Here is a 23,375-nt window from a genome sequence, read left to right as displayed (position 1 = left end):
GCGGCGGGGGTGACGGCTTATCGTGAAGCATGACCGCACGCATCCTGTCGATCGGCACCGCGACTCCGCCGACGACGATCCGCCAGGAGCAGATCCGCGACTTCTTCGCCGCGCAGCCGTGCGCCGACCGGCTGACCCAGCGCCTCATCCGCGCGACCTTCGACGCCGCGCAGATCGACCACCGTTTCACGGTCATCCCGGAGCTCGGCGAGCCCGGGGCATCCGGGCTCTTCGTCGACGAACACGGGGTGCTCCGCGCCCCCGGCACGGCGCTCCGCAATGCCGAGTACATCCGTCACGCTCCGGACCTCTCGCGCCGGGCGGCCGAGACCGCACTCGCGGAGGCGGGTGTCGCGGCATCCGATGTCACCCACGTCGTCACGGTCTCGTGCACCGGATGCTTCGCCCCGGGCCCCGACTTCCGTCTCGTCCGCGACCTCGGCCTGTCTCCGTCCACCGAGCGCTACCACCTGGGGTTCATCGGGTGCGCCGCGGCGTTCCCCGCCCTTCGCGCGGCCGAGCGGTTCTGCGCCGCGCGGCCCGACGCCGTCGTCCTGGTGGTGTGCACCGAGCTGTGCAGCCTGCACGTGCGCCCGAACACCACGCCCGACCAGATCGTGTCGTCGTCGGTGTTCGGCGACGGGTCGGCGGCGGCGGTCATCACGGCGGCTGCCGGCGACCGACCGGGCCTCGACCTCGACCGCTTCGCCACCACCCTCACCGACGACGGCGAGAGCGACATGGCCTGGACGATCGGCGACGACGGATTCGAGATGATCCTCACCGCCGAGGTTCCGCGCATCATCGGGCGGGAGATCCGCGGCGCTGTCGACGCGTTCCTCGGCGACGCGCACCCCGATGCGTGGGCCGTGCACCCCGGCGGTCGGAGCATCCTCGATCGCGTCGAGAGCGGTCTCGAGCTCGACCCCTCCGCCCTCGCCGCGTCCCGCGACGTCCTGCGGCGATACGGCAACATGTCGAGCGCGACGGTGATGTTCATCCTCCGCGAGCTGCTCCACGACCCCGACCTCCCGACGGACGCCTCGGTCGCGGGGCTCGCCTTCGGCCCCGGCCTCTCCGTCGAGTCGGCTCTGCTGACGGTCCGCGGCGCCCGACCCGCGAACGCACCCGACGATCTCGACACCGCAGCGCGCGCGTTGACGGCGACGGCATGAGTCTCACCGCGCGCGATACCGCCCTCCGCGAGCTGATGGACGATCCCGACTGCGATCCGGAGCGCCTGCGCGCGACGCTCCGCCGCTTCGACACGGTCAACCGGCTCGTCTCTGGGTGGGGCGGGGTTTACACCCGGCGCATCCGACCGTTCCTCGCCGGACTCGGCCGCCCCGCGCGCGTCCTGGACCTCGGCTGCGGTGGCGGCGACGTCATCGTGCGCCTCGCCCGGATGGCCGCCCGCGACGGGATCCCGGCCGGATGGGTCGGCGCCGACCCCGACGCGCGCGCGATCGAGGTCGCCGCCGAACGCGACGCCCCGGCGAGCGTCCGCTTCACCCGCGCGGACAGCACCGCCATCCTCGCCGCGGGCGAGCGCTTCGACCTCGTGGTGTCGAATCACGTGCTCCACCACCTCGACACCGCAGCCCTCGTTTCCTTCACCGCCGACTCGCGCGCCCTGGCCACGGGCCTCGTCCTCCACGGCGACATCGCCCGGAGCCGCCTGGCGTACGCCCTGTACGCCGCCGGGATCACCCCGCTCCAGCGCGGGACGTTCCTCCGCACCGACGGTCTCCGCTCGATCCGCCGCAGCCACACGCCCGCCGAGCTCCAGCGCATCCTGGACGCCGAGAGCCCGCGGACGTGGCGCGTCGCCACCCCGGCACCCTTCCGCCTCCTCGCCGAGAGCCGGCCGGGATTCGAAACGGCTCACCGAGCCGAAGGGGGATCCAGTGACTGACGTGCTGATCGTGGGCGCCGGACCTGTGGGGATGCTGCTCGCGGGCCTCCTCACGCGAGAGGGTGTGGATGTCGAGGTGTACGAGCGCCGCCCGACGCCCGGCGACGGTACCCGAGCGATCGGCCTGCACGCTCCCGTCCTCGCCGCTCTCGAGGCCCCGGGCCTGACCGACGAGCTCCTCGCGTCTGCCGTGCGCGTGGACCGCGGCGAGGCGCGCGCGGGCGGAGACCTCCTCGGCACTGTCCGCTTCGACCGGCTCCGCGCGCGATTCCCCTTCGTCGCGACCCTCCCCCAGGCCGACACCGAGCGGATCCTCGCCGCCCGCGCCCCCGAGCCGCTCCGCGGCGCGCGCGTGATGGCCCTCGACCCGCGCGCCGACCACGTGCGCGTGCGCGCCGGCGTCGGCGGGCGACCGACCGAGTTGGCCGCACCGATCGTCGTCGTCGCCTCGGGGGCGTGGGGGCGCGACCTCGTCTACCGTCCCGGGGCGCTCGCACGCCACGAGTACCCGGACCGCTACCTGATGACGGATGCCGCAGCCCCCGCCGACGACGACCCCACCACCGCGCGGGTGCACCTCGACCGCGACGGCGTGATGGAGTCGTTCCCCCTGCCGGGCGGCATCCGCCGGTATGTGGCGTGGGATCGGAACGCCCCCGACGCCGTCGAGGCCGACGCCCCGGAAGACACCGACACCGACCGCGCGCAGCGGCTCCGTGATGCCGTCGCGCGTCGCGGCGAGCCGGACGCCGCGGCGGAGATCACCACCGCGACCGCGTTCGGCGTGCGCCGCGTCATCGCTCCGGCGCTCCGGCGCGGACGCCTCCTCGTCGTCGGCGACGCCGCGCACGAGGTGAGTCCGATCGGCGGTCAGGGCATGAACCTGGGGCTCCTGGATGCCGCGACCCTCGCGCCGCTCCTGACGTCCTGGGTGCGCTCCGGCGCGGCGCCCGAGGCGGCTCTCGCCCGATGGGAACAGCGCCGCGTCGCCTCCGCACGGCACGCCGCGCGCCTCGCCGCACTCAACACCGCGCTCGGGCGCCCGCTCGGCGCGCGCGCCGATGCTCTCCGGCGCGCGGCGGTCCGCACCATACTCGGTCCCGCGGCCGGCCAGACCTTCGCCCGCGCGTACGCGATGGGCTTCGACCGCGACGCCTGAGCCCTCGGCGCCTGAGCCCGCTCAGCCGGTGACGACGAGCTGCACGGCGAGGAGGAGGGCTGCGAGCATCGTGAGGCGGAACAGAACCCGGTGCGGGCTCCGCGTGAGCGCGAGCACGACCGCGGCGACGGCGACGACGGCCACCGCAGCGAAGAACGCCCACGCCACGACGGGGATGACCGGCGCGGCCCCGGCGATGACCGGGCCGACGAGCACCGCGGTGGCCCCGACGAGGATGCCGAGCGCGGCGAGGACCGTCGACACACGCGCCCCGAGCCGGTGGGGAAGTCCACGGATGCCCGTGCGCGCGTCATCGTCGAGGTCGGGGAGCACGTTCGTGAGGTGCACGGCCGCGCCCAGGGCCGCACCGGCGACGCTCACCCAGACGGGCGCGAGCGTGCCGCCCGGCGCCGACAGCGTCGCGAACGACGGGAAGAGCCCGAAGCTCACGACGAAGGGGACGAGCGAGAACGGTGTCGCCTTGAGCCCGGCGTTGTACGCCCATGCCGAGGCGAGCGCCACGGCATGGGCGGCGAGCATGCCCGCCCCGAGCGGCACCGACAGCGCCAGCGCCAGCCCCAGCGCGACGAACGCCGCGGTCCACGCGGCCCGCTCGGAGACCTCCCCCGTCGCGATCGGCTTGTCGGCGCGTCCGACCGCGCGGTCGCGCGCCGCATCGATCGCGTCGTTGGAGATGCCGACCGACACCTGACCGGCGAACACGGCGACACCGAGCAGGGCGAGGCGCCCGGCATCCACTCCTGCCGCCACACCGAGCGCGACGGCGAGCACCGTGACGACGAGGGTCGGCCCGGGATGGGTGGAGCCCCCGAGCCCGCGCACCAGCATGTGTCGACCGTACCGTCGGCGGCCGCCCGTCGCGCCCGTCGCGCCTGACGGCTCAGTCCTCGAGCAGCTCCGCCTCGATCACGTCGTCGTCCGCGTCCACCGACGCGCCCCCGCCGGCCGGAACCGCCGGGCCGTCGCTGGAGAGCGCGAGCTGCGCCCCCGAGGCGTCGACGTCCACCCGCACGACGTCGCCGTCGCGGACACCGCCGGACAGCAGCGCCATGGCGAGGCGGTCCTGGATCTCGGACTGGATGAGACGACGGAGCGGCCGCGCCCCGAACACCGGGTCGTACCCGCGCTCGGCGAGCCAGGCCCGCGCATCCGGGGTCACCGCCAGCGTCAGGCGCCGGTCCTTGAGCCGCCGCTGCAGGGCGTCGACGGTGAGTTCGACGATTTGAGAGAGGTCGTCCTCGGTGAGCGCCTGGAAGATGACGATGTCATCGAGACGGTTGACGAACTCGGGCTTGAAGGCCTGACGGACGAGGGCCTGCACCTGGTCGCGCTTGACGTCCATCGACAGCGTCGGGTCGATGAGGATCGGCGAGCCGAGGTTCGAGGTCAGGATCAGGATGACGTTCTTGAAGTCGACCGTCCGACCCTGCCCGTCGGTGAGGCGCCCGTCGTCCATGACCTGCAGGAGCACGTCGAAGACCTCGGGGTGGGCCTTCTCGACCTCGTCCAGCAGCACGACCGAGTACGGACGCCGCCGCACGGCCTCGGTGAGCTGACCGCCCTGCTCGTAGCCGATGTATCCGGGAGGGGCTCCGACCAGGCGCGAGACGGAGTGCTTCTCGCCGTACTCCGACATGTCGATGCGGACCATGGCGTGCTCGTCGTCGAAGAGGAACTCCGCGAGCGCCTTCGCCAGCTCCGTCTTGCCGACACCGGTGGGGCCGAGGAAGAGGAACGAGCCCGTGGGGCGGTTCGGGTCGCTGATGCCCGCGCGCGAGCGACGGACGGCATCCGACACCGCCTTCACGGCCTCCTTCTGGCCGATCAGGCGCTTGCCGAGCTCGGCCTCGAGGTGGAGCAGTCGCTCGGTCTCGCCCTGGAGCAGCCGGCCGACCGGGATGCCGGTCCACGCGGCGATCACGGCGGCGATGTCCTCGTCGGTGACCTGGTCGTTGACCATGCGCTCGCCCGTCGGCTCCTCGCGCTCGGCGATGACGAGCTGACGCTCGAGCGCCGGGATCTCGGCGTACAGCAGCCGCGAGGCCTTCTCGAGGTTTCCCTCGCGCTGGGCCCGCTCGGCCTCCATGCGGGCGGCGTCGAGCTGGGTCTTCAGGTCGCCGACCCGGTTGAGCGACGCGCGCTCGCGCTCCCAGCGCGCCTGCAGTTCGTCGAGGCGCTGCTGCTCGGACGCCAGGGTCTCGCGCAGGGTCGCCAGACGCTCCTTGGAGGCGTCGTCCTTCTCCTTCTTCAGCGCGAGCTGCTCGAGCTTGAGGCGATCGACGTGGCGGCGGAGCTCGTCGATCTCGAGCGGCGCCGAGTCGATCTCCATGCGCAGGCGGGAGGCGGCTTCGTCGATGAGGTCGATGGCCTTGTCCGGCAGCTGACGGCTGGGGATGTAGCGGTGCGAGAGGGATGCCGCGGCCACGAGGGCGGCGTCCGCGATGGCGACCTTGTGGTGCGCCTCGTAGCGCTCCTTGAGCCCGCGCAGGATCGCCACGGTGTCCTCGACACTCGGCTCGCCGACGTAGACCTGCTGGAAGCGACGCTCGAGGGCCGCATCCTTCTCGATGAACTCGCGGTACTCGTTGAGGGTCGTCGCCCCGATGAGGCGCAGCTCGCCGCGGGCGAGCATCGGCTTCAGCATGTTGGATGCCGCGACCGACCCTTCCCCGCCGCCCGCGCCCATGAGCACGTGCAGCTCGTCGATGAAGGTGATGATCTTTCCGTCGGACTCGGTGATCTTCTTGAGGACGCTCTTCAGGCGCTCCTCGAACTGGCCGCGGTACATCGCGCCGGCGACGAGCGCCGAGATGTCGAGCGTGACCAGCTCTTTGTCCTTGAGCGACTCGGCGACGTCACCCGCGACGATGCGCTGGGCGAGGCCCTCGACGACGGCGGTCTTGCCGACGCCGGGTTCGCCGATGAGGACGGGGTTGTTCTTCGTGCGGCGGGTGAGCACCTGGCTGACCCGTCGGATCTCGCTGTCCCGGCCGATGACGGGGTCGAGCTTGCCCGCGCGTGCGCGGTCGGTGAGGTTGATCCCGAACTGCTCGAGGGCGCTCTGCGCCTCCTCCTGCCCGGGCATCTGCGTCGCGTTCATGTTCTCTCCTGAAATCTCCGCCGACCCGAAGTTGAGTCGCGCTGACTCAACTTTAGCATCGCGGAGATCAGCCGGCAATGGAGAGGGGTGCATCCTCCTCGACGCAAGCGAAACGTGCCCGGTACGCGGTGGGGGTGGTCCCGAGCGTCCGGGCGAAGTTCTGCCGCAGCACCGCGGCCGAGCCGAAGCCGCACTCGTCCGCGATGCGGTCCAGGCCCCAGTCGGTGCGCTCGAGCAGACGCTGGGCGTGGAGGATCCGCTGGCGTCCGAGCCACGCCGCCGGCGTCGCACCGAAATCGGCCTTGAACCGGCGAGCGAACGTGCGGGCCGACATGTGGGCACGCGCCGCGAGCTGGTCGACCGACAGGTCTCGGTCGAGGTTCTCCACCATCCAGTCCGCGACGGGTGCGAGCGAGTGCGAGGCGGCGACGGGCAGCGGGTGGGCGATGAACTGCGCCTGTCCGCCGTCGCGCTGGGGCGGCACGACCATGCGGCGCGCGATCTGGTTCGTCGCCTCCGGGCCGAGCTCCTGGCGGAGGAGGTGCAGGCACGCGTCGAGCCCGGCCGCGGTTCCCGCGCTGGTGATGACGCGCCCGTCCTGCACGTAGAGCACGTCGGGGTCGACGGAGATCTCGGGGTACATCTCCGCCATCGTGGCGGCGTACCTCCAGTGCGTCGTCGCCCGGCGCCCGTCCAGCACGCCGGACGCCGCGAGCACGAACGACCCGCTGCAGACGCTCAGCACCCACGCGTCGCGGTCGACCGCGCGCTGGATCACCGCGGCGATGCGCGGGTCGATCGCACCCCAGCTCGCACGGGGCACCGGCGTGACGACCACGAGATCGGCCTCGTCGGCGAAGGCGAGGTCGTGCTCGACCGTGATCGAGAACGACATGTTGCTGCGGATGAGGCCCGGTTCGGCGGCGACGATGCGGAAGTCGAAGTTCGGGATGCCGTCGTCCGAGCGGTCGAGGCCGAACGCCTCGCAGGCCAGGCCGAACTCGAACGGCGCGAATCCGTCTTGGACGATGACGGCGACGGTCTCCATGACGCTCCTCGCGGCTCGGTGGCAGTTTTCGTGCGACAGAGCTTCATCCTGCCACCCCGCGCGCCCAATCGACACCCGGGAAGGGCTATAGGCGGCTGGGCCGGGAGATGTCGGATCGCGACGTGACGGTGTCGCCGGAGAGCCAGCGGAGCCACAGCGACCCCGGATCGCCCTCCAGCACGAGCGCGCGGACGGCGAGGGTGAGCGGGATGGAAAGGATGGCCCCGAGCGGTCCGATGATGAACGTCCAGAAGATCACGGAGAAGAAGCTCAGGGTCAGGCTGAGGCTCACCGCGTCGCTGACGAACTTCGGCTGGATCAGCACCTGCAGCGTGACGTTGACGACGCAGTAGATCGCCACGACGGCGAGGGCGAGCGGCCACCCGCCGACGACGAGCGCGAGGAGCGCGGGCGGGACGAGACCGATCACGAAGCCGATGTTCGGGATGAAGTTCGTCACGAACGCGAGGATCGCCCACACCGCCGGCGCCGGAACCCCGAGGGCCCACAGGGCGAGGCCGTCGATGATCGCGACCACCGCACCGAAGCTGGCGTTGACGACGTAGTAGCGACGGACGCCGATGTTGAACCGCTGGAAGCGGCGGAGCGGTCCGCCGGCCGTCGCGCCGAAGGCCCGCTGCGCGTGCCCGTAGCGGGCGCCGTCCGCGGCCATGAAGATCACGTACGCGATCACGAAGAACAGCGCGGTCAGCACGCCGATCGCCGTGCCGCTGAGAGACGTCACGAACGACAGGATCGTCGAGGGCTGCAGCAGCGAGGCCGCGGCATCCGACGCCTGCTCGTCCAGCCCCGCGGTGCCGAGCCAGGAGATGACCGACTGCGCGGTGGCCTGCAGGTCGTCGGCGTAGTCGGTCACGAGCCGCACGAACTGGACGCCGGCGAAGTACAGCAGCCACCCGAGCACGCCGAGGATGAGGTACGCGACGACGATGACACCGGTCGTGGCGGCCCAACGGGGCCACCCGAGCCTTTCGAGCGGATGCCGCACCGGGTGGCAGATGATGACGATGACCGCCGCGAGCACGAGCGGTCCGACGATGTCGCGTGCGACGAAGAGGCCGGCGAGGACGACCACCGCCGCGGCGAGGCCGAGGAGGACTCGCAAGCTGGGAGACAGCGCCGGGGGCGGAGGCGGAGGCGGAGGTGCGGGCGCCGCCGGGACTGCGGGCATCGGGACGCGTCCGCGGAACGGCCGGAACCGACGGGGTGGACGCTGTTCCTCGCTCATCCCCGCACTCTATTGCCGATTGCGCTCTGGCAGTTTTCCTGCGGGCAACGGCATTCCTGCCACTCGTGGCGGAAAATCGAGCGGCGTAGCTTTTCTGCCATGATCCTCGTCCTGCTTCTGACAGCCCTCTCCGCGATCGGCGTCGTCGGCACCGTCCGCGCTCTGCGGAACGACGGCTACCGCCGCACCCCCACCGATTGGTCCCGCCTCCCGTGATCCCGACGGCCGGACTCTCGCGTCAGCCGAGGAGGACGCGCTCGTAGACCTCGACCATCGCGGCGGTCCGCGAACTCTGCCGGAAGCGCTCGCGCACCGTCGGATTCGCCGGCACCGCGCGGTCGGCATCGATGTCGGCCACCGCCTGCCGGAGGGTGCGGGCGAGCGCGTCGACCGAGGCGTCGGAGACGTCGGGCGGAGCATCCACTCCCCCGCCGACCGCCCAGAATCCGCTGCCGAGCTCGCGGGCGATGTCGGGGTCGCTCACGATCGAGGGCGTGCCGAGCGCCGCCGCCTCGAACGGGGTCATGCCCTGGGTCTCGAACCCGATGGAGGTCTGCACGAGCGCATCGGCGGCTCGCAGCCGCGCGAGCGAGTCACCGTAGGGGCGGCGACCGGAGAAGACGACGGATGCCGCGGGCTTCGACCGTGCGACGAGGCGCTCCGCCGCGCGGCGCTGACCGCCGCCGCCGAGCACCTCGACGCGCGCGCGGATCCCCGACCTCGCGACGGCCTCGAGGAAGGGCAGCAGACGCTTCTCCGGGCTCATGCGTCCCATCCAGACGAGCAGGGGCCCGGCATCCGACCTCTCCGACGGACCGTGCGCCTCGGCGAGCGCGGCGTCCAGGACGTCGTCGTCGATGCCGTTCCAGATCACGTCGACGCGCGGCGCCACGCCGTGGGCTTCGAGCCGTCGGGCGAAGTGCGCGGACGGTGCGGTGACGGCATCCGACTGCACGGCGAGACGGCGGAGGTAGGCCCACCCGTCGTGACCGCGCGGGACGTCGCCGACCGCGCGCCGCTCCCACGCCCGGAGGGCTCGGCGCTCCCACGCGTTCAGGACCCGGAGCACCGTTCCCGGGAACGGCGTCGTCGCCTCGATGCCGACGTCGACGCGGTTGTGCAGGGTCTGGACGACCGGAAGCCCGTGCCTCTCGGCGAACCGGTGCCCGATGAAGGCTCCCCAGAAGTCGGCCTGCACGTGCACGATGTCCACCGGCGGGCGGCGCCTCATCGCCCGGTCGAGCCACGCGTCGATGCGGCGACCCGGCCACGTCAGGGAGTACTCGCGGTCGGGCGTGATCGGCACCGACGGCAGGTCGACGAACGCGTCGTCGGGAGCCACGGCGCGCCCGCGCGGACCGTGCATGCGCGGGGCGACGACGGTCACGGTATGACCGGCGCGCTCCAGGAACCGGCGCTGCAGACGCATCGACACCTGCGCCCCGCCGAAGGATTCGACGTGCTGGTCGCCGAAGAACACGACGTGCACGGGACGCGCCTACGCCGGCAGGGGCTCGTCGCGATACAGCGCCTCGAAGGTCTCGAGCGTGCGTCGGATGTCGTGGACCTTCACCCCGTCGAGGGAGGACTTCTGCATGTGCTCCCGCTCGGCAGGGCTCAGCGTGAGCACCGCGGTGAGCTTCGCGGCGAGATCGTCCACGTCGCCCGGACGGAAGAGGTACCCGTTCTCGCCGTCGTGGACGAGGTGCGGCAGGGCGACCGCGTCGGCGGCGACCACGGGGAGACCCGACGCCATCGCCTCCATCGTGGCGATCGACTGGAGCTCGGCGATCGAGGCGATGACGAACGCCGAGGCGTGGGTGAGGAACCCGCGAAGCTCGGCGTCGGTGGTGTGACCGTGGAACCGCACGCGGTCGGCGATGCCGAGCTCCGCGGCCAGCTGCTCGAGGTTGCGCCGCTGATCCCCGTTGCCGACGACGTCGAAGCTCACAGCGAGCGCGGGGTCGAGCGCCGCGATCGCGCGGAGGATGACGTCGATCTGCTTCTCGGTGGTCAGGCGCCCGACGAAGACGAGACGGTTCGCATCCCGCGGACCGAGATCGGCGGTGTACTGCGCGGCGTCGATCCCGCAGCTGACCGGGATGACCGAGGAGACCTCGATCGTCTGCTCGAGGAAGGTCGCCGCGTTCCGGGTCGGCGTGGTCACGGCACGCGTCATCGCGAAGGTCCGCTGCGCGTCGGCCCACGCGAGCCTCACCACGACGCGGTTCAGCGCGTCGGGCAGCAGCGTGAAGTCGAGGATGTTCTCGGGCATGACGTGGTTCGTCGCGATGACCGGGATGCCGCGCTTGCGCGCCTCGCGGGCGAGGCCCCGTCCGATGACGATGTGCGACTGGATGTGCACGACATCCGGCCGGACGGTGTCGAGCACCTTCCGCGCGTAGTGCTTCGAGCGCCACGGCAGCACGAAGGTCAGCCAGTCGTGCGGGAGGTACCGGTACGACGGCAGGCGGTGCATCGTCATCGGCTGCCCCTCGATCACCTCCGTGCGGGTCCCGTGGTTGCGGTGACCGTCGCTCGGGGCCATGACGTGGACATCGTGGCCGCGCGCGACGAGGCCGGCAGCGAGCCGCTCGGCGAAGCGCGCGGCTCCGTTGACGTGCGGGAGGAAGGTGTCGGCGCCGATGAGGATCCTCAACGGGCGCACGGAGGCGGCGGTGTCGTCGGTCGTCGCAGGGTCGGTCACGTGTGCGGGGCCTGTCTGTGCGGCGGGGCGCTCGGGGGATGGCTGAGGTGCGGTCCCACTGTACCGGAGGGGTTCAGACTCGCCGTTTAGGCTGGGGCGATGTCCCGACTCGACGCGCACGCCGACACGTCTCTGTGGGTTCCGGTGACCGGATCCTTCGGGTTCCGAGGACGTCGTCACCGGAAGGCGGCGATCCGGATGCTGCTCACCCAGGCGAACTCGGCGATGGGCGCGACCGAGCGACCCGGGAGCTCGGTGGCCGCGTGGGCGGCGAGCCAGGCCGCGCCGCTGCTGATGCGGCGCATGGCGGGGCGGATGCTCGTGTGGGTGTGGAAGGCCGACCCCGAGCTGGGCGTGGTCATCGCCCAGCTGCAGGAGGCGACTCCCCAGGTGCGGGCGGCGCGGGCGATGATGCCGATGGAGTACGACGACACCGAGGATTTCCGGAGCCCGCACCTCGGCACCGGCGAGAAGCTCGAGCTCCCCTTCGGCGCGCCGAACCCGATGGACCCGGAGCGGCGCGGGTCCCCCACGGCGACCTACACGTGGGACACCGGCACGCATCTCGTCACCGTGTCGGCGATGTCGCCCGACCGCGAGCGGTTCGGGATCTTCGTCTCCTCCGTCGACGACCTGGTGCGCACGCTCCGGGTCGTCGACGACCTTCCCGCGGGCGAGACGCCCGGCACGCTGCGGATCGACCCGGCCTGAGCCTCGCGCCCGGCCCTCAGCGCGCGGCTCTCACGGCGCCGCCCTTTGCAGTCGGGCGTCGGCCTCGGGCTCGGGGAGGAGTCCCAGCTCGATCGCGCGGGTGACGGCGGCGCTGCGCTCCTGCACCCCGAGCTTCCGGTAGATGTGCGACGCGTGCGTCTTGATGGTGTTGACCGAGACGTAGCAGCGCTGAGCGAGCTCGACGTTGGTGAGCCGCGTCGGAAGATAGGCGAGGAGCTCGCGCTCGCGCGAGGTGAGCGGCTCCGCGAGGACGTCGGCGCCGAGCGACGCACGGCGCCGGGCGCGCTCGAGCACCTGCCGCCGGAACGGGCTCGGCTCTCCGGGCAGGGCGGCGACGAGCGCGAGCACGTCGTCGCCGGCGCGGAGGAAGCCGTGCACGAGGCCCTCCCGCTCCCCGACGGCGAGCGCCGCCCGCAGATGCGCCTGCGCCAGCGGCATCCGTGCCCCGGCGGCGGGCCGCCCACGCGCTGCAGAGCTCGTACTCGACGACGGAGGTCGGATCGGCGGAGGACAGATCCCGGGAGTCCATCCCGGCGCCCATCGTCAACGCCTTCCTTACCGCGAACGTCGACGACGAGGAGGACGCATCATGATCCGGAGAATGGGACGCCCCGGGCTCATCGGGCTCGCCGCGCGCACGGCGGTCGTCGCGGGGACGGCCAGTGCCGTCTCGGGCGGCATGGCCCGGCGGCAGCAGGAGAAGGCCCATGACAGCCAGCAGCAGCAGGCGTACGAAGCGCAGCGGCAGCAGATCGCGATGGAGCAGGCAGCGGCTCAGGCCGTCGCTCAGGCGCAGGCCGCGCAGGCCGCGGCGTCGGCACCCGCTGCCGCACCGGCTCCGGCCGCGGCGGGTGGCGTGGACCTCGTCGCCGAGTTGCAGAAGCTCGGCGCCCTGAAGGAGGCCGGCATCCTCACCGACGACGAGTTCGCCGCGGCGAAGGCGAAGCTCCTGGGCTGATCAGGATGTGCGAGGGGTCGGCCCGTCGGGGACCGGCCCCTCGTCGTCTGCGGGAGTGGACCCGGGCGGGGCACCGCGCAGCTCGTCGATCTTCTCGGCGATGATGCGGAACTGCGCGCGGGTGGCCGGTTCCTGGTCTTCGTGCCCCTGGGCGGCACGCTCGAGCACCCACGAGGCCAGGGTCGCGGTGACCACGCCGACCACGGCCACACCGCCGATCATGAGCAGCACGGCGACGAAGCGCCCCCATCCCGTCACCGGGTAGAAGTCGCCGTAGCCGACAGTGGTGATCGTCACGAACGCCCACCAGACGGCGTCGCCGAAGTTCTCGATGTTCGCGCCGGGAGCGCCCCGCTCGGATTCGAGGACCGCGAGCGCGGCGATCCAGATGAGCACCGCGGCGGCGCCGATGCCGTAGATCGCGATGCGGCTGCGCAGCGCCGTGCCGGCGGTGCGCTGGAGGACGTGCAGCAGGGTCAGCGCCCGGAGCAGCCGCAGGGGCCGCAGGGCGGGGACGCTCACCACGAGCAGATCGAAGATGTGATGACGGAACCACACGCCTCGGGGCTTCGCGATGCTCAGCCGCACGAGGTAGTCCACGACGAAGACGAGCCACGTGACGCCCATCACGACGCGCGCAATGAGGTACGGGGTCCCCTGCAGGTCGGCGATCACCTGCCAGGAGTAGGCGACGATGAACAGCAGCGACGCCGCGAGGAGCGGCCAGTAGGTGATGTCGTGCCACCGTTCGAGGGTCATCCCGCGCCGGGGCGCGGCATCCGTCGCGGTGGGGGCGTGCGTCACGTCGCCAGGCTATCCACCGCCGGGCGCGCGGCCGTGGATTTCACGCTCGGGATCACCCCGCCGACCGTGTCGCGCGCCGGCCCCGGTGCCACACTGACCCCATGACACCCGAACGGTCCGGCCCCGTCGCCGATGCCTGGGTCGCTCCTCCGTCGCTCGCGGCGCAGCTCGAGGCGGGTCGCGCGGCACGCGCCGAGGTGCCGCGCGAGCGACTGGCGAACCTGCCCTCCGGCGCGCGCGACCTCATGGCGATCCTCGACGCGCAGGATGCCTCGCGCGTGGTCGAGCTGGTCACGATCCGCACCGAGCGGATGGCCGCGGAGCCCGTTCGCGTTCTACCGGGGGACGGCGGCGCTCACGAGGACGGTTCGTTCGTCTGGTACGCCCAGGCCTGCGCGGCGACCCTCGCGCGTGCGCACGGGCAGTCGCCGACGGCGCCGATGGTCTCGGGGTACCTCGGCGGCGGGCGGGTGGCGGGCGAGGCGATCCTGAAGTGGTCGCACGCGTACGCCGCACTTTCCCACGCCGACTGGGAGCTGTTCCGCCGCCACCACGGCGTCGCCTGACCCGGTCAGCCCTCGCGGCGCGGGTCCTCGTCGAGCGGGGCAGGGCGCGGGCGCCACACGACGAGCTCGGTGGCGCGGCGGACGCGGGCCCCGTGGCGCAGCGTCACGACCGACCCGGACGGCCCCGCGGCGAAGACGCGGGCACCGGGGCGGGACTGGCGTTCTCGATCGAGCTGCTGCTCGAGGTCGCGGACGCGGCGACGCAGGTCGTGCACCTGCTGTTCGAGCGAGATGAGGCGGGCGATCGCGGGAAGACTCATGCCGTCCGCGGACAGGCGGGCGACCTCGCGAAGCTGCTCGACGTGGCGGAGGGAGTATCGACGCGACCCGCCCTGGGTGCGGGCGGGAACGACGAGACCGAGCCGGTCGTACTGACGGAGGGTCTGCGGGTGCATGCCCGACAGCTCCGCGGCGACGGCGATCGCGAAGATCGGGACCTCGTCATCGATCTGCTCGTTCACTCCGCCTCCTCTCAGCCGCGCGCCTTGGCCATGAGGTCGGCGCGCGGGTTCTCCTTCGGCTCGAGCTCGTGGAACTTCTCCAGAGCTTCGCGCGCGCGGTCGTCGAGGTGGGTGGGCACGGCCACCTGCACCTCGGCGAGGAGATCGCCGAGGCCCTTGGCGGTCTGGACGCCGCGCCCCTTGACGCGCAGCACGCGACCCGACGGGGTCCCGGGCGCGACGCGGAGCTTGACCGGGTCGCCACCGAGGGTCGGCACCTCGATCGTGGCGCCGAGAGCCGCCTCGGTGAAGGTCACCGGCACGGTCACGCGCAGGTTGAGCCCGTCGCGGGTGAACACCGGGTGCGGGCGCACCGTGACCGAGACGACCACGTCGCCGCTCTCCCCGCCGTCCGGCGACGGGCGGCCGCGGCCGCGGAGTCGGATCTTCTGTCCGTCCGAGACGCCCGCGGGGATCTTCACCTTGAACGGCTTGCCGTCCTCACCCTGGAGCGAGATGGTCTCCCCCTTGGTCGCGGTGACGAAGTCGATCGTCGTGCGCGCGGTGACGTCGGCGCCGCGGGTGGGTCCCCCGTATCCGCGGAACCCGCCCGTGGACTGTCCGAACCGGCCGGAGCCGAAACCCGATCCACCCTGGTTGAACATCGAGAAGATGTCCTCGAAGTCCTGAGCCTGGTAGCGACCGCCGCCCCGACCCTGACCGAATTGGCTGAAGACGTCCTCGAAGCCGCCGGCACCCTGGCCACCCGCGGTGAAGCGGGCGCCCGAGCCCATGGCGCGCATCTGGTCGTACTCCTCACGCTGCTCGGGGTCGGACAGCACGGCGTACGCCTCGCTGATCTCCTTGAACTTCGCCTCCGCCTTCGCATCGCCCTGATTGGAGTCCGGGTGATACGTGCGCGCGAGCTTCCGGTAGGTCTTCTTCAGATCGGATGCCGTGACATCTTTGGCCACGCCGAGCGTCGCGTAGAAGTCCTTCTCGAACCAGTCCTGACTGGCCATGTGTCCTCCGGTCTACTCCGCCGGAACCGCGACGACGACCTTGGCCGGCCGCAGTTCGACGGAACCCAGGCGGTAGCCGATCTCGACCACCTCGAGGATCGTCGCCTCGGTCGCACCGGGGGTCGGCGCCTGGAAGATCGCCTCGTGCTGCTGCGGGTCGAAGACCTCGCCGGCGGCACCGTAGGTCTCGAGTCCCATCCGCTCGGCGAGGCCCCGGAGCTTCTCGGCGATCGCGGCGAAGGCGGTGCCCTCGGTCAGATCGCCGTGCTTCGCGGCCCGATCGAGGTCGTCCAGGACCGGCAGCAGTCCCTTGGCGACGGATCCCTTGGCGCGGGCGATCTCGATCTCCCGCTGGTCCTCGGTGCGTCGACGGTAGTTGGCGTACTCGGCCTGCAGGCGCTTGAGGTCGCCCAGCAGCTGCGACTCGAGGTCGGCGAGGACGGCATCCTCTGCGGCGGCGTCGACGTTCTGGTCGGTGCCGAGGATGTCGTCGACGGTGAGGTCGTCACCGTCGAAGTCTCCGGGCACGCTCCCGTCGCCCGCGTTGCTGTCGTTCCGGCCCACCTGCGGGTCGGACCCGGAAGCCTGCGCTTCCGGGTCCTCGCCGCCGGGGACCTCGTTGTCGAAGTCCTTGTCCGTCATGATTACTTCTTCTCGTCCTCGTCGTCCACGACCTCGGCGTCCACGACATCCTCATCCGTGGCGGAGGAGGTGCCCTCGGCGGAGTCGCCGGCCGGCGCGTCGGCCGGCTGCTCGCCCTGCGCCTGCGAGGCCTGGTAGATGGCTTCGCCGATCTTGCCCTGCGAGGCGTTGAGCTTGTCGAACGCGGTCTTCACGGCCTCGTCGTCGTCACCGGCGAGCGCGGTCTTCAGCGCGTCGACGTCGGCCTGGACCGACTCCTTGACGTCGGCGGGGAGCTTGTCCTCGTTCTCCTTGATGAGCTTGTCGATCGAGTACGACAGGGTCTCGGCCTGGTTGCGGACCTCGGCGGCCTCGCGGCGCTTCTTGTCCTCGGCCGCGTGCTCCTCGGCCTCGCGCACCATGCGCTCGATGTCGTCCTTCGGCAGCGACGAGCCACCGGTGATCGTCATCGACTGCTCCTTGCCGGTGCCCTTGTCCTTCGCCGAGACGTGGACGATGCCGTTCGCGTCGATGTCGAAGGTGACCTCCACCTGCGGGATGCCGCGGGGGGCGGGGGCGATGCCGGTGAGCTCGAAGGTGCCGAGCGGCTTGTTGTCGCGGGTGAACTCGCGCTCGCCCTGGAAGACCTGGATCGCGACCGACGGCTGGTTGTCGTCGGCCGTGGTGAAGGTCTCGCTCCGCTTGGTCGGGATGGCGGTGTTGCGCTCGATGAGCTTGGTCATGATGCCGCCCTTGGTCTCGATGCCGAGGCTCAGCGGGGTGACGTCGATGAGCAGCACGTCCTTGCGCTCACCCTTGAGGACACCGGCCTGGAGGGCGGCACCGACGGCGACGACCTCATCCGGGTTCACGCCCTTGTTGGGCTCCTTGCCGGCTTCCTTCTTCACCAGCTCGGCGACGGCGGGCATACGGGTCGATCCACCCACGAGCACGACGTGGTCGATGTCGCCGACCTTGATGCCGGCCTCGCGGATGACGTCCTCGAACGGCTTCTTGGTGCGGTCGAGGAGGTCCTTGGTGAGGTCCTCGAACTTCGCGCGGGTGATGGTCTCGGACAGCGAGACGGGGCCCGAGTCGGTGAGCGACAGGTAGGGGAGGTTGACCGAGGTCGAGGTGGAGCTGGAGAGCTCCTTCTTCGCCTGCTCGGCCGCTTCCTTCAGACGCTGCAGCGCGATCTTGTCACCCGAGACGTCGACACCGGTGGTGTCCTTGAACTGCTTGATGAAGTAGTCGACCAGACGCTGGTCCCAGTCGTCACCACCGAGGCGGTTGTCACCGGAGGTCGAGCGTACCTGGATGGTGGAGAAGTCGTCGTCCTTGCCCACTTCGAGCAGCGAGACGTCGAACGTTCCGCCACCGAGGTCGAAGACGAGGATGAGTTCGTCCTCCTTGCCGCGGTCGAGACCGTAGGCGAGGGCGGCCGCGGTGGGCTCGTTGATGATGCGCAGGACGTTGAGGCCCGCGATCTCGCCGGCCTCCTTCGTGGCCTGACGCTCGGCGTCGTTGAAGTACGCGGGAACGGTGATGACGGCATCCGTCACCGTGTCGCCGAGGTACTGCTCGGCGTCGCGCTTCAGCTTCTGGAGGATGCGCGCGGAGATCTCCTGCGGCGTCCACTTCTTGCCGTCGACGTCGAACGTCCAGTCGGTGCCCATGTGGCGCTTGACCGAAGAGACGGTGCGGTCGACGTTGGTGACGGCCTGGCGCTTGGCGGTCTCGCCGACGAGCACCTCGCCGTCCTTGGTGAAGGCGACCACCGAGGGGGTGGTGCGGAAGCCTTCGGCGTTGGCGATGACCTTCGGCTCGCCACCCTCGAGAACGCTCACGACGGAGTTCGTCGTTCCGAGGTCGATGCCCACAGCACGTGCCATGTGTTTCTCTCCTTCTGTGTGGACCCACGGGTCCGGGTTGATGGAAGTCTGCTCGCGTTCCCAGACCCCTCCCGAGGAACCTGAGTCGCGATGGCTCAACGTTACTCCCGCCGGTTCGGCATGTCAAATGAACTTGATACGAGCTGGCTCAACTTCTGCGGCGCGGGCTCGCATGCAGGATCACGGAGATGTGCAGGATCACGGATGCCGCGCCTGGGGTTCGTCCGTCATCGTGCGCATCTCCGCCCCCGTGCACGCCCGGCCAGGGCTGCGGCCCGGCGCGGCGCCACCGCGCGTTCACCCGCGCGGCCTACCGTGACGGACATGAGCGCCACGGGAGACCTCGACCGCACCACGCCCGATCCCTCGCGCCCCGAACGCACCCGCCGCCGCGCCGTCGTCGCCTGGGGGCTGTGGGACTGGGGCTCGGCGGCGTTCAACGCCGTGGTCACGACCTTCGTCTTCGCCGTCTACTTGACCAGCTCCAGCTTCGGGCCCGAGGGCACCGTCGAGGCGCAGCTCGGCTGGGCCCTCGCCGCCGCCGGCCTGCTGATCGCCCTCCTCGCCCCCATCACCGGGCAGCGCTCGGACACCTCCGGTCGGCGGAAGCTCTGGCTCGCGGTGAACACTTACCTGGTGGTCGCCCTCACCGCCGCGATGTTCTTCGTGCGACCCGATCCGTCGTACCTCTGGCTCGGGCTGTTCCTCCTCGCCGCGGGCAACGTCTTCTTCGAGTTCGCCGGCGTCAACTACAACGCGATGCTCTCCCAGGTCTCCACACCCCGCTCGATCGGGCGGGTCAGCGGCTTCGGCTGGGGCATGGGCTACATCGGCGGCATCGTGCTGCTGCTGATCGTATACTTCGGCTTCATCCAGGGCCTCTTCGGCGTGCCCGACGAGGACGGCCTGCCCGTGCGCATCGCGATGATCGTGTCCGCGGTGTGGTTCGGATTGTTCGCCCTCCCGGTCCTCTTCGCCGTGCCCGAGTACCGCGGGGCCGGCGTGCGCCGGGAGAAGGTGGGCTTCTTCGCCTCCTACGCGCGGCTCGGCCGCGACGTCGCACGCCTGTGGCGCGAATCGCGACCGACGGTGTGGTTCCTCCTCGCCAGCGCCGTGTTCCGCGACGGGCTCGCGGGCGTCTTCACCTTCGGCGGTGTTCTCGCTGCATCCGTCTTCGGCTTCTCGCCGGGCGAGGTGATCCTCTTCGCCATCGCGGCGAACGTCGTCGCGGGCATCTCGACGATCGCCGTGGGCGCGCTCGATGACCGCCTCGGCGCGAAACCCGTGATCGTCGCGGCCCTCACCGGCCTGGTGATCTCCGGCCTCCTGGTGTTCTTCCTCCGCGACGGCGGGCAGGTCGTCTTCTGGACCGCGGGCCTCGCGCTCACCCTGTTCGTCGGACCCGCCCAGTCGGCCTCACGCACCTTCCTCGCCCGCATCATCCCGCCGGGACGCGAGGGCGAGGTCTTCGGTCTCTACGCGACGACGGGGCGCGCAGTGTCGTTCCTCGCTCCGACGATGTTCGCGCTCTTCGTCACCATCGGCGGCGCGGCGGCCTTCGGCATCCTCGGCATCGTGCTCGTGCTGCTGCTCGGACTCGTGATGCTCCTGCCCGTGCGCGCCGCGCAGGAGCGCCTGAAGGGCTGAGCGCTACTTCGGCGCCCGCGACCGGCGCAACCACGACGGGAAGCGCAGACCGCTCTCGTTCGGCGACTCGACCTCGAGCCCGTAGTGCTCGCCGATCTGGTCGACGAACTCCCGCCGACGGGCCCTCTCGTAGAGCTTCCGCTCGCGCTGGAAGGCGATGATCGTCGACCAGCACATCAGCAGCATCACGACGCTGAACGGCAGGGCGATGAGGATCGCCGCGGTCTGGAGGGCGTTGAGTCCGCCGGCGATGAGGAGGGCCACGGCGAGGATGGCGGTGGCGAAGGTGAAGAGCGTGCGGACCGGCCGCGACGGCTCGGGGTTCCCGCCCGTGGCGAGCATCCCCATCACGAGGGCCCCGGAGTCGGCCGAGGTGACGAAGAAGATCACGACCAGGACGATCGCTCCGATCGTGAGCGCCAGCGTGCCGGGGAGGTAGGTGAAGAGCTCGAACAGGCTGCCCTCGACATCCACCTCACCGCCGGGGGTGAGCGCGCCGGGCCGATCCATCTCGATCTTGATCGCCGATCCGCCGAGAACGGCGAACCAGAGGATGCCGACCAAGGTGGGGACGATCAGGACGCCCATGACGAACTGGCGCACGGTGCGTCCGCGGCTCACGCGGGCGATGAAGACACCGACGAAGGGGGCCCACGAGATCCACCAGCCCCAATAGAACGCCGTCCAGGCGGCCTGCCACTCCTGGCCCGCCTCTCCCTGGAACGCGCTCACCGAGAAGCTGAGGCCGATGAAGTTCTGCAGGTACGCGCCGATCGACTGCACCCACTCGCGCAGGAGGTAGGTCGTGTCGCCCGCGATGAGGATGAAGATCAGCAGGATGCCGGCGAGGATGAGGTTCGCCGTCGAGAGCCATTTCATCCCGCGGGTGAGCCCGGAGAGCACCGAGCCGAGCACGGCCACGGTGACGACGGTGATGATCGCGATGTGGACGACGAGGCTCGGTTCGTCGATGATGCCCGCGGCGCTGAGGCCCGCGCCGATCTGCAGGACCCCGAGGCCGAGGGAGGTCGCGACGCCGAAGAGCGTGCCGACGAGAGCCACCGTGTCGATCGTGTTGCCCCAGCCGCCCTTGACCCGACGACCGATGAGCGGCTCGAGGGCGTAGCGGATCGACAGCGGACGACCGCGGCGGTGGATCGCGTAGGCCAGGGCGAGGCCCACCACGACGTAGATCGCCCACGCGTGCACACCCCAGTGCAGATACGTCTGGGTGAGCGCCGACTGTGCGAGCTGCGCGGGGGTTCCTGCGACACCCGGCTTCGGATCCACGTAGTGGCTGAGCGGCTCGCTGACGCCGTAGAAGACCAGGCCGATGCCCATTCCGGCGGCGAAGAGGAGCGAGACCCAGCTGAGGAAGGAGAACTCCGGCTCCTCGTCATCGCGTCCGAGCTTGATGTCGCCGTACCGGCTGAAACCGATGAACACCGCGAACACGACGAAGAACGCGGCGATGAGGACGTAGTACCAGCTGAAGGTGTTGACGACGACCGTCTGGATCGCGCCGAACGCCGCCTCCGCGGCCGCCGGGAAGATGATCGCGAATGCGCTGAAGATCGCGACGACGATCGCAGCCGGCCAGATCACCCACGGGGTGGCGCGGGCGCGGGGACCGGAGATCGCGGCCTCGGCAGAGGAGACGGGGTCGACGACGACTGCGTCATGACCGGCATCCGTCGGCTCGTCGGCGGGCGGGTCGGCGGGCGCCGGTTCGTCGGAGGGCCGGTCGGACGTCGGATCCTGCGTCTGGCTGCTCACCGCACCAGCGTAGTCGGGGTGCTCTCAGGCGCCGCGGGACCCGGCATCCGTCTCGCCGACGTCGGTGCGGTGGAAGTTCTGCGCCGAACGGGAAGCGGTCGGGCCGCGCTGGCCCTGATAGCGGTTGCCGTAGGGGCCGGAACCGTACGGGTTCTCGGCGGGAGAGGAGAGCCGGAAGAAGCAGAGCTGACCGATCTTCATCCCCGGCCACAGCGTGATCGGCAGGGTCGCGACGTTGGAGAGCTCGAGGGTGACGTGCCCGGAGAAGCCCGGGTCGATGAACCCCGCGGTCGAGTGCGTGAGGAGCCCGAGACGGCCGAGCGACGACTTGCCCTCCAGTCGCGCCGCGACGTCGTCGGGGAGGCTCACCTGCTCGAAGGTGGATCCGAGCGCGAACTCGCCCGGATGCAGGACGAAGGGCTCGGTCGGGTCGACCTCGATGAGGCGGGTCAGGTCGGGCTGATCCTGCGCCGGGTCGATGAAGGGGTACTTGTGGTTGTCGAACAGTCGGAAGTAGCGGTCGAGCCGCACGTCGACGCTCGAGGGCTGAACCATCTGCGCGTCCCACGGGGACAGGCCGATGCGCCCGGACTCGACTTCGAGGCGGATGTCGCGATCACTCAGCAGCACGGGGCCAGCCTACGCCGAGCCAGTCGGCGAGCTCGCGGATCTCGGCGTCCACCATCGCGCGTTCCTCGTCGTCGAACGGGAGCAGCTCGTGGACGGCGGTCACGACGAGGTTCTCCTTCTTCTTGTCGAGCCGCGCGTCGAGGAGCCCGACGAAGCGATCGCCGAGGAGGATCGGGTGCGCGAACGCCCCGTACAGCCGCTCAGCCTTCGGCTTGAACTGCTCGGAGATGTAGGCGAAATCGAACAGCTCCGCCAGGCGCGGGCGGTCGAAGAGCATGCGGTCGTAGGGGTTCAGGATCGCCGCGCGACCCCCGGGGTCGTCGTCGAGGGCGGCGAGCGCGGCGGGATCGACCCGCCACCTCCACGTGCTGCCCTCCACCTCGGCGGGTTCGCCGGCGTCGCCCACCCGGGCCCACGGCGACGTCCGTCGCACGATGCCGTAGGCCTGCAGCCGCCGCTCGGCGAGGATGCGCTCGGCCTCCTCCGACGGGATCTCGGGGACATCGTGCGGCCACACCCGGTCCGGGATGTCCCACACGCGCTGTCGCCCCCGGCGCCCCGCGACGGCGACCTCCCCGCAGACGGCCATGAGCTCCAGCATCCGCGGTACCTGATTCGACCCGTACCACCCGCTCTCGTCGTTCGCCTGGACGACGCTGGTGTCGGGGATGTCGGCGGCGGTGAGCGGACCTTCTGCCCGCAGCCGGGCGAGGATGTCGCGACGGAACGCCGCGTTCGCCTCCACGTACTGGGCGGCGGTGGCGCGGAGCGTGCGGTGACGCATGAGGCTCACCATCGCCGGGAGAAGGCTCGCGGCATGGAAGGAGCCGTCGAACTCGAAGACCGTGCGATCGGTCTCGACCGCCTTCCGCAGGTGCCCCTGTTCGTACGCCCGGCCGATGCGGGTCCACGGGATGAGCTGCTCGGCCGGGGCGATCAGCGCGGTGGGGTCGATCTTGATGGACCCCAGCTGCTCGATCACCTCGACGAGGTCGCCCGGCCGCTCGGCATCCAGCAGCTGCGCACGCACGGCGAGCCGGCGCGCGTCGTCCCTGCTCAGGCGGTGCATGCGGGTGAGGCTACTCCGG

General features: G+C 71.1%; 23 protein-coding genes. 8 read left to right on the top strand and 15 right to left on the bottom strand.

Translation table 11 applies throughout. The features are described from left to right. Window positions 1-29: 29 nt before the first annotated feature. Genes LTL01_RS01315 through LTL01_RS01305 form a run of 3 tightly spaced genes read left to right on the top strand, consistent with a single transcriptional unit; the run spans window position 30 to window position 3,074 of the window. Window positions 30-1,175: a type III polyketide synthase gene (locus LTL01_RS01315; protein WP_053546924.1), complete on the top strand. Its 1,146-nt coding sequence runs from the start codon at window positions 30-32 to the stop codon at window positions 1,173-1,175. After that, window positions 1,172-1,915: a methyltransferase domain-containing protein gene (locus tag LTL01_RS01310; protein WP_053546923.1), complete on the top strand. Its 744-nt coding sequence runs from the start codon at window positions 1,172-1,174 to the stop codon at window positions 1,913-1,915. Before LTL01_RS01315 ends, LTL01_RS01310 begins: the two co-directional genes overlap by 4 nt. Then, window positions 1,908-3,074: an FAD-dependent oxidoreductase gene (locus tag LTL01_RS01305; protein WP_236967087.1), complete on the top strand. Its 1,167-nt coding sequence runs from the start codon at window positions 1,908-1,910 to the stop codon at window positions 3,072-3,074. The genes LTL01_RS01310 and LTL01_RS01305 overlap by 8 nt, the downstream gene beginning before the upstream one ends. 21 nt (window positions 3,075-3,095) lie before the next feature. On the opposite strand, the gene LTL01_RS01300 is transcribed toward LTL01_RS01305, so the two are convergent. The 6 genes from LTL01_RS01300 to LTL01_RS01275 all read right to left on the bottom strand — a co-directional run bounded on the left by LTL01_RS01300 (window position 3,096) and on the right by LTL01_RS01275 (window position 11,199). Further along, window positions 3,096-3,923, bottom strand: a complete 828-nt coding sequence (locus LTL01_RS01300) for a UbiA family prenyltransferase (protein WP_053546921.1) — start codon at window positions 3,921-3,923, stop codon at window positions 3,096-3,098. A 52-nt stretch (window positions 3,924-3,975) separates the two neighbouring features. Next, complete coding sequence (locus tag LTL01_RS01295; RefSeq protein WP_236967086.1) at window positions 3,976-6,195, bottom strand: ATP-dependent Clp protease ATP-binding subunit; 2,220 nt, start codon at window positions 6,193-6,195, stop codon at window positions 3,976-3,978. Window positions 6,196-6,262: 67 nt separating this feature from the next. Beyond that, window positions 6,263-7,243 carry a GlxA family transcriptional regulator gene (locus tag LTL01_RS01290; protein WP_236967085.1) on the bottom strand — a complete coding sequence of 327 codons (981 nt, stop codon included), beginning with the start codon at window positions 7,241-7,243 and terminating at the stop codon, window positions 6,263-6,265. A gap of 85 nt (window positions 7,244-7,328) precedes the next feature. After that, entirely contained in the window at window positions 7,329-8,369 is a 1,041-nt protein-coding gene (locus LTL01_RS01285) for an AI-2E family transporter (RefSeq protein ID WP_236967084.1), read from the bottom strand. Window positions 8,370-8,730: 361 nt separating this feature from the next. Beyond that, window positions 8,731-9,981, bottom strand: a complete 1,251-nt coding sequence (locus LTL01_RS01280) for a glycosyltransferase (RefSeq protein WP_236967083.1) — start codon at window positions 9,979-9,981, stop codon at window positions 8,731-8,733. A gap of 9 nt (window positions 9,982-9,990) precedes the next feature. Further along, entirely contained in the window at window positions 9,991-11,199 is a 1,209-nt protein-coding gene (locus LTL01_RS01275; RefSeq protein ID WP_236967082.1) for a glycosyltransferase, read from the bottom strand. Window positions 11,200-11,298: 99 nt separating this feature from the next. Here LTL01_RS01275 and LTL01_RS01270 point away from each other — a divergent pair, with 99 nt between their 5' ends. Beyond that, complete coding sequence (locus tag LTL01_RS01270; protein WP_236967081.1) at window positions 11,299-11,910, top strand: hypothetical protein; 612 nt, start codon at window positions 11,299-11,301, stop codon at window positions 11,908-11,910. 30 nt (window positions 11,911-11,940) lie between these two features. On the opposite strand, the gene LTL01_RS01265 is transcribed toward LTL01_RS01270, so the two are convergent. Continuing rightward, window positions 11,941-12,369: a response regulator transcription factor gene (locus LTL01_RS01265; RefSeq protein ID WP_236967080.1), complete on the bottom strand. Its 429-nt coding sequence runs from the start codon at window positions 12,367-12,369 to the stop codon at window positions 11,941-11,943. Between the two features lie 2 nt (window positions 12,370-12,371). On the opposite strand from LTL01_RS01265, the gene LTL01_RS01260 reads away from it, so the two are divergent. Together LTL01_RS01260 and LTL01_RS01255 are read left to right on the top strand one after the other, a co-directional pair. Then, window positions 12,372-12,524 carry a hypothetical protein gene (locus LTL01_RS01260; RefSeq protein ID WP_236967079.1) on the top strand — a complete coding sequence of 51 codons (153 nt, stop codon included), beginning with the start codon at window positions 12,372-12,374 and terminating at the stop codon, window positions 12,522-12,524. Then, window positions 12,521-12,889 (top strand): SHOCT domain-containing protein, encoded by a 369-nt coding sequence (locus tag LTL01_RS01255; RefSeq protein WP_236967078.1) that lies wholly within the window; start codon window positions 12,521-12,523, stop codon window positions 12,887-12,889. The genes LTL01_RS01260 and LTL01_RS01255 overlap by 4 nt, the downstream gene beginning before the upstream one ends. Here the strand turns inward: LTL01_RS01255 and LTL01_RS01250 are convergent, their stop codons facing one another. Then, a complete protein-coding gene (locus LTL01_RS01250) occupies window positions 12,890-13,693 on the bottom strand; it encodes a potassium channel family protein (RefSeq protein ID WP_236967077.1) in 804 nt (267 codons plus the stop codon). Window positions 13,694-13,794: 101 nt separating this feature from the next. Here LTL01_RS01250 and LTL01_RS01245 point away from each other — a divergent pair, with 101 nt between their 5' ends. Next, a complete protein-coding gene (locus LTL01_RS01245; RefSeq protein WP_236967076.1) occupies window positions 13,795-14,259 on the top strand; it encodes a DUF2252 family protein in 465 nt (154 codons plus the stop codon). 5 nt (window positions 14,260-14,264) lie between these two features. Here LTL01_RS01245 and LTL01_RS01240 read toward each other — a convergent pair whose 3' ends face one another. Genes LTL01_RS01240 through dnaK form a run of 4 tightly spaced genes read right to left on the bottom strand, consistent with a single transcriptional unit; the run spans window position 14,265 to window position 18,234 of the window. After that, window positions 14,265-14,720 carry a heat shock protein transcriptional repressor HspR gene (locus LTL01_RS01240; RefSeq protein WP_308195160.1) on the bottom strand — a complete coding sequence of 152 codons (456 nt, stop codon included), beginning with the start codon at window positions 14,718-14,720 and terminating at the stop codon, window positions 14,265-14,267. 11 nt (window positions 14,721-14,731) lie between these two features. After that, the gene (locus LTL01_RS01235) at window positions 14,732-15,721 is read right to left on the bottom strand and encodes a DnaJ C-terminal domain-containing protein (protein WP_236967075.1); all 990 of its coding nucleotides are present in this window, start codon (window positions 15,719-15,721) and stop codon (window positions 14,732-14,734) included. Between the two features lie 12 nt (window positions 15,722-15,733). Continuing rightward, a complete protein-coding gene (locus LTL01_RS01230; RefSeq protein WP_236967074.1) occupies window positions 15,734-16,363 on the bottom strand; it encodes a nucleotide exchange factor GrpE in 630 nt (209 codons plus the stop codon). A 2-nt stretch (window positions 16,364-16,365) separates the two neighbouring features. After that, window positions 16,366-18,234 (bottom strand): molecular chaperone DnaK, encoded by a 1,869-nt coding sequence (gene dnaK, locus LTL01_RS01225; RefSeq protein WP_236967073.1) that lies wholly within the window; start codon window positions 18,232-18,234, stop codon window positions 16,366-16,368. 324 nt (window positions 18,235-18,558) lie between these two features. On the opposite strand from dnaK, the gene LTL01_RS01220 reads away from it, so the two are divergent. Then, window positions 18,559-19,881, top strand: a complete 1,323-nt coding sequence (locus LTL01_RS01220; protein ID WP_236967072.1) for an MFS transporter — start codon at window positions 18,559-18,561, stop codon at window positions 19,879-19,881. Window positions 19,882-19,884: 3 nt separating this feature from the next. Here the strand turns inward: LTL01_RS01220 and LTL01_RS01215 are convergent, their stop codons facing one another. The 3 genes from LTL01_RS01215 to LTL01_RS01205 form a co-directional block, all read right to left on the bottom strand. Beyond that, complete coding sequence (locus LTL01_RS01215) at window positions 19,885-21,519, bottom strand: BCCT family transporter (RefSeq protein WP_372461296.1); 1,635 nt, start codon at window positions 21,517-21,519, stop codon at window positions 19,885-19,887. Window positions 21,520-21,681: 162 nt separating this feature from the next. Further along, on the bottom strand, window positions 21,682-22,287 hold the full coding sequence (gene dcd / locus LTL01_RS01210; protein ID WP_053547145.1) for a dCTP deaminase: 606 nt from the start codon (window positions 22,285-22,287) through the stop codon (window positions 21,682-21,684). Continuing rightward, entirely contained in the window at window positions 22,274-23,356 is a 1,083-nt protein-coding gene (locus tag LTL01_RS01205) for a DNA glycosylase AlkZ-like family protein (protein WP_236967071.1), read from the bottom strand. The genes dcd and LTL01_RS01205 overlap by 14 nt, the downstream gene beginning before the upstream one ends. Window positions 23,357-23,375 lie beyond the last annotated feature (19 nt).

The organism is Microbacterium aurantiacum (assembly GCF_021654035.1).
Classification (GTDB): Bacteria; Actinomycetota; Actinomycetes; order Actinomycetales; family Microbacteriaceae; genus Microbacterium; species Microbacterium aurantiacum.
The sequence above is the reverse complement of the archived record's forward strand: the minus strand, read 5'-3'. Positions and strand labels throughout refer to the sequence as shown.

Excerpts from the sequence above, each read along its gene's own strand:
- LTL01_RS01315 (WP_053546924.1), top strand. The coding sequence starts at position 30 with ATGACCGCACGCATCCTGTCGATCGGCACCGCGACTCCGCCGACGACG.
- LTL01_RS01310 (WP_053546923.1), top strand. The coding sequence starts at position 1,172 with ATGAGTCTCACCGCGCGCGATACCGCCCTCCGCGAGCTGATGGACGAT.
- LTL01_RS01300 (WP_053546921.1), bottom strand. The coding sequence starts at position 3,923 with ATGCTGGTGCGCGGGCTCGGGGGCTCCACCCATCCCGGGCCGACCCTC.
- LTL01_RS01295 (WP_236967086.1), bottom strand. The coding sequence starts at position 6,195 with ATGAACGCGACGCAGATGCCCGGGCAGGAGGAGGCGCAGAGCGCCCTC.
- LTL01_RS01290 (WP_236967085.1), bottom strand. The coding sequence starts at position 7,243 with ATGGAGACCGTCGCCGTCATCGTCCAAGACGGATTCGCGCCGTTCGAG.
- LTL01_RS01270 (WP_236967081.1), top strand. The coding sequence starts at position 11,299 with ATGTCCCGACTCGACGCGCACGCCGACACGTCTCTGTGGGTTCCGGTG.
- LTL01_RS01265 (WP_236967080.1), bottom strand. The coding sequence starts at position 12,369 with ATGCCGCTGGCGCAGGCGCATCTGCGGGCGGCGCTCGCCGTCGGGGAG.
- LTL01_RS01255 (WP_236967078.1), top strand. The coding sequence starts at position 12,521 with ATGATCCGGAGAATGGGACGCCCCGGGCTCATCGGGCTCGCCGCGCGC.
- LTL01_RS01245 (WP_236967076.1), top strand. The coding sequence starts at position 13,795 with ATGACACCCGAACGGTCCGGCCCCGTCGCCGATGCCTGGGTCGCTCCT.
- LTL01_RS01235 (WP_236967075.1), bottom strand. The coding sequence starts at position 15,721 with ATGGCCAGTCAGGACTGGTTCGAGAAGGACTTCTACGCGACGCTCGGC.
- LTL01_RS01230 (WP_236967074.1), bottom strand. The coding sequence starts at position 16,363 with ATGACGGACAAGGACTTCGACAACGAGGTCCCCGGCGGCGAGGACCCG.
- dnaK (WP_236967073.1), bottom strand. The coding sequence starts at position 18,234 with ATGGCACGTGCTGTGGGCATCGACCTCGGAACGACGAACTCCGTCGTG.
- LTL01_RS01220 (WP_236967072.1), top strand. The coding sequence starts at position 18,559 with ATGAGCGCCACGGGAGACCTCGACCGCACCACGCCCGATCCCTCGCGC.
- LTL01_RS01205 (WP_236967071.1), bottom strand. The coding sequence starts at position 23,356 with ATGCACCGCCTGAGCAGGGACGACGCGCGCCGGCTCGCCGTGCGTGCG.